This window comes from Enterococcus durans NBRC 100479 = LMG 10746 (assembly GCF_001544215.1).
In the GTDB taxonomy this organism is placed as follows: Bacteria; Bacillota; Bacilli; order Lactobacillales; family Enterococcaceae; genus Enterococcus_B; species Enterococcus_B durans.
Genome location: NZ_BCQB01000093.1, coordinates 1 through 3,719, shown reverse-complemented (window position 1 = coordinate 3,719; position 3,719 = coordinate 1). Strand labels below are relative to the sequence as shown.

4 protein-coding genes and 1 pseudogene are annotated in these 3,719 nt (G+C 35.7%); 1 reads left to right on the top strand and 4 read right to left on the bottom strand.

Annotation, left to right across the window (positions count from 1 at the left end):
• The 4 genes and pseudogenes from ED2_RS14250 to ED2_RS14235 form a co-directional block, all read right to left on the bottom strand.
• Positions 1–184, bottom strand: a 184-nt coding sequence (locus ED2_RS14250; RefSeq protein ID WP_369453675.1) for a metal-dependent transcriptional regulator, incomplete at its 3' end; no start/stop codon positions are given.
• 246 nt (positions 185–430) lie between these two features.
• Positions 431–1,366, bottom strand: a pseudogene (locus ED2_RS14245) (metal ABC transporter solute-binding protein, Zn/Mn family).
• Positions 1,367–1,368: 2 nt separating this feature from the next.
• A complete protein-coding gene (locus ED2_RS14240) occupies positions 1,369–2,223 on the bottom strand; it encodes a metal ABC transporter permease (protein ID WP_005879136.1) in 855 nt (284 codons plus the stop codon).
• The gene (locus ED2_RS14235) at positions 2,224–2,955 is read right to left on the bottom strand and encodes a metal ABC transporter ATP-binding protein (RefSeq protein WP_060789918.1); all 732 of its coding nucleotides are present in this window, start codon (positions 2,953–2,955) and stop codon (positions 2,224–2,226) included. It abuts the gene before it with no gap.
• Positions 2,956–3,231: 276 nt separating this feature from the next.
• Here ED2_RS14235 and ED2_RS14230 point away from each other — a divergent pair.
• Positions 3,232–3,719, top strand: a 488-nt coding sequence (locus ED2_RS14230) for an Nramp family divalent metal transporter (RefSeq protein WP_169792710.1), incomplete at its 3' end; no start/stop codon positions are given.

Here is a 3,719-nt window from a genome sequence, read left to right as displayed (position 1 = left end):
TTCCAAAAACACCTTGATAAGAAATGTGCTGAATCATATTTTGATTTACCAGTCTATCCATTATTTCTGTAACAGAAGAAGGCTTGACCTCTAGGATATCAGCAACCTGTCTATTTCTTACCAACTTTTTATCTTTACTAAGTTTGTCAATAACTAGCAGATACTTTTCTTGGGTTGGTGTCAATGTTAGTTCTCCTTTCAAGTAAAATCAGTAGCATCCTACGTTATTAAACTGGGGTGTCTTTATGTAACATATCTAAAAATAATCCTAAGAAAAAAATTAGCTAAGTAATAATTTGTCTTTTGATGATATCTTATCGTAATGAGATATCTGAGGACCGCTCAATCATCAAAAGTCGTCCCTCTAAATAAACTACAAGAATAATTACTTAGAGGGAAACTTTAAAATATCAATATGTTTTTAACATTGCTAAGCTAGACCATCATGAATTTTGTTTAGATTCCATTTCATCATTGTATAGTAGGTATCGCCTTCGGAACCTTCTTTTGCTAATGAATCAGTAAAAATTTTGGAATAAATTTCTAATCCCGTTTCATCGGCAACTTTATTCATTGACTTAGATGAAACAGAGGTTTCTACGAACGAATGTTTGACATCAGAGTTTTCTATTTTAGCTAACACAGCTTTCATTTGTTCGGGAGTACCTTGAGATTCGGTATTGATTTCCCAAATGTAAGCTGGCGCAACATGATAGGCTTTTGAGAAGTATTTGAAGGCACCCTCTGAGGTGACCAATAAACGCTGTGATTCAGGAATATCGAGAAATTTTGATTACGCTTCCTCATGTAACTTTTGTAATTTTTTGATATAAGCATCAGAATTAGTTTGGTAATAATCTGCATTTTTTGAATCTTTTTCCTTTAAGACTTTGGTGATTGTTTTGACGTATTGAACACCATTGGCTAAATCAAGCCAGGCATGAGGATCTTCTTCTTCGACGTTGGTTGTTAAGTGCTCCGGTGTTACACCTTCACTGGCGGTGAAAACATCTTTATCGAATTCTTTATGAGCAGTGCTTACCAACTTCTTGAACCAACCACTACCGCCAGTTTCTAAATTCAGTCCGTTGTGAAATAAAACTGTTGCATCTGTTGCTTTTGAGATATCTTCCGGTTTAGGTTCATACTCGTGGGGATCCACGCCGCGTTGAACAATACTATATAGTTCAACGCGATCTTTAGCCACATTTTTAACCATGTCTTCCAAAATCGAGTTTGTAGTTACTACGCTGATTTTTTTGGAATCTGTTGATTGTTTGGAATCTCCACTTCGTCCGTTGACAAAAAAGATTACTCCGGCGACGGCTGCGATCACTACTACGATGGTTACTAATATTCTTTTCATATTTACGCCTCTTTTCTATTTTTGTGTATATGTAACAAGTTTTGTTTTGGTGAGAAGATAAAGGAAATTAAGAATAACCCTGCTGCGACAATAACAATCGCTGGACCAGAAGCCCAGTTGAATGTGTAGCTGAAGTACAAACCACAAATTGATGCGACAACACCAAATATAGCGGAGAAAACAAGCATCACGGACAAGCGGTCGGTCCAAAAGTATGCTGTTGCAGCTGGCGTAATTAACATGGCCACTACTAAGATGATTCCGACAGTTTGTAATGCTGATACGGTTACTAGCGTTAAGACGAGCATAAGGCTATAGTGGATTAGTTGGGTATTTAATCCATATGTTTTAGCGAAGGTCTGATCAAAGGAAGTGATTAACAATTCTTTATAAAATACTTGTACAAAAATAATCACAATTCCTAAAACAATTGCCGTTGTGATCATATCACTATTACTAACAGCTAGAATGTTTCCAAATAAAATATGGTGTAGATTGGTTGAGCTTTCGGCCATAGAGATTAAAATGAATCCCAATGCATAAAAGAAGCTGAAGACAACCCCTATTGCAGTATCTACTTTGATTTTACTATGAGAAGCCACGTAGCCGATTAACATTGCAGCTAGTACACCAAAAATAGATGCTCCAATCAAGATATTTATACCTAACATATAAGCAACAGCAACCCCTGGCAATACTGAATGAGAAATAGCGTCCCCCATCAAAGACATTCCTCGTAGAATGATGAAACTCCCAATAATCCCAGACATAATCCCCACCATTATTGCAGTGATTAATGCACTTTGAAGGAAATCATATTTTCCTAACGCTTGAAAAAAATCCGAGAGAGCAGTCATTTAATTTACCTCCTGAAATAGAACTGAAGATAAGTCAGTACTGAATGCTTTACTGATATTCTTCGAATTGTAGACTTCTTGAGTTGGTCCAAAGTCAATGATTCCGTGATTCATAATGACTAATTCATCAAAGTAATCATAAACTTTATTTAAATCGTGATGGATAACGATAATGGTTTTTTGTTCGTCTCGCCATTGTTTTAAAATAGCCATGATGGCACGCTCACTTTCCACATCAATTCCAACAAAAGGTTCATCTAAGACAACAATTTCTGCCTGTTGTAAAATTGCTCGAGCTACGAATACCCGCTGTAATTGTCCGCCTGACAAATTACCTATTTGCCGATTAGCAAAGTCAGTCATTTTAACTTGCTCAAGAGCTGCATCACAAGCAACACGTTCGCTTTTTCCTGGAGTCTTAAACAATCCCAGTTTTCCATAACTACCAGTTAAAACCAAATCATAGACATTGATTGGAAAACTGAGATCTAAATCCTTTCGTTGCTCTACATAGGCAACCTTCTTTTTTACTGTTGCCATTGAATGACCATCAAGCGCGCTACTACCTGATTTTGGATGAATAAGACCCAATATTGCCTTGATTAAAGTAGATTTACCAGCTCCATTAGGTCCGATAATGCCAGTAATCTTCCCTCCATTAAAATGGACGGATAAATTATTGAATACCGGTGTATCGCCGTACGCAACAGATAATTTTTTTACAGTTAACAAATAAAAACCTCCTTTAAAAACTAAATTTTTCTAATTTTAGCCTTAACTCTAAAAATGTTTTGGTCAACCTTATTTTTTTCTCTCGACTATTTCAACAAAAAATCGTGAATATTAACAATGGTAATTATCATATAGATATATTTTTAACGTGTACAATTGATTCATTCCGATACAAATGAAATGAAGGCAAATAATATTAAATTAGGCGAATGTTTATTTTTTTTTTAGGTTTGTCTAATATTTTGCTTTAATTTAATAAAAAAGAGGTGTATACTTATGATGTTTTTAAAGGAAGGTGGAAATATTTTGAAAGATACAACAAGTCAGTCCGGTAAAGAGCACAAACCTCGATTAATTCAGCATGCGAATGGTCCCTCTTTAGAGGAAATTAACGGAACTGTCGAGGTACCCAAAGGCAAAGGCTTTTGGAAAACCCTGTTCGCCTATTCTGGACCGGGAGCATTAGTTGCTGTGGGATATATGGATCCAGGCAACTGGTCTACTTCGATTACGGGTGGGCAAAACTTCCAGTATTTATTAATGTCGGTCATTTTAATGTCTAGTTTAATTGCAATGCTATTACAATATATGGCTGCTAAATTGGGAATTGTTAGTCAAATGGATTTAGCTCAAGCAATTCGAGCGAGAACGAGTAAAAAACTAGGAATCATTTTATGGATTTTAACGGAATTAGCGATTATGGCAACAGATATTGCGGAAGTAATTGGCGCATCAATTGCTCTTTATTTACTTTTTAATATTAC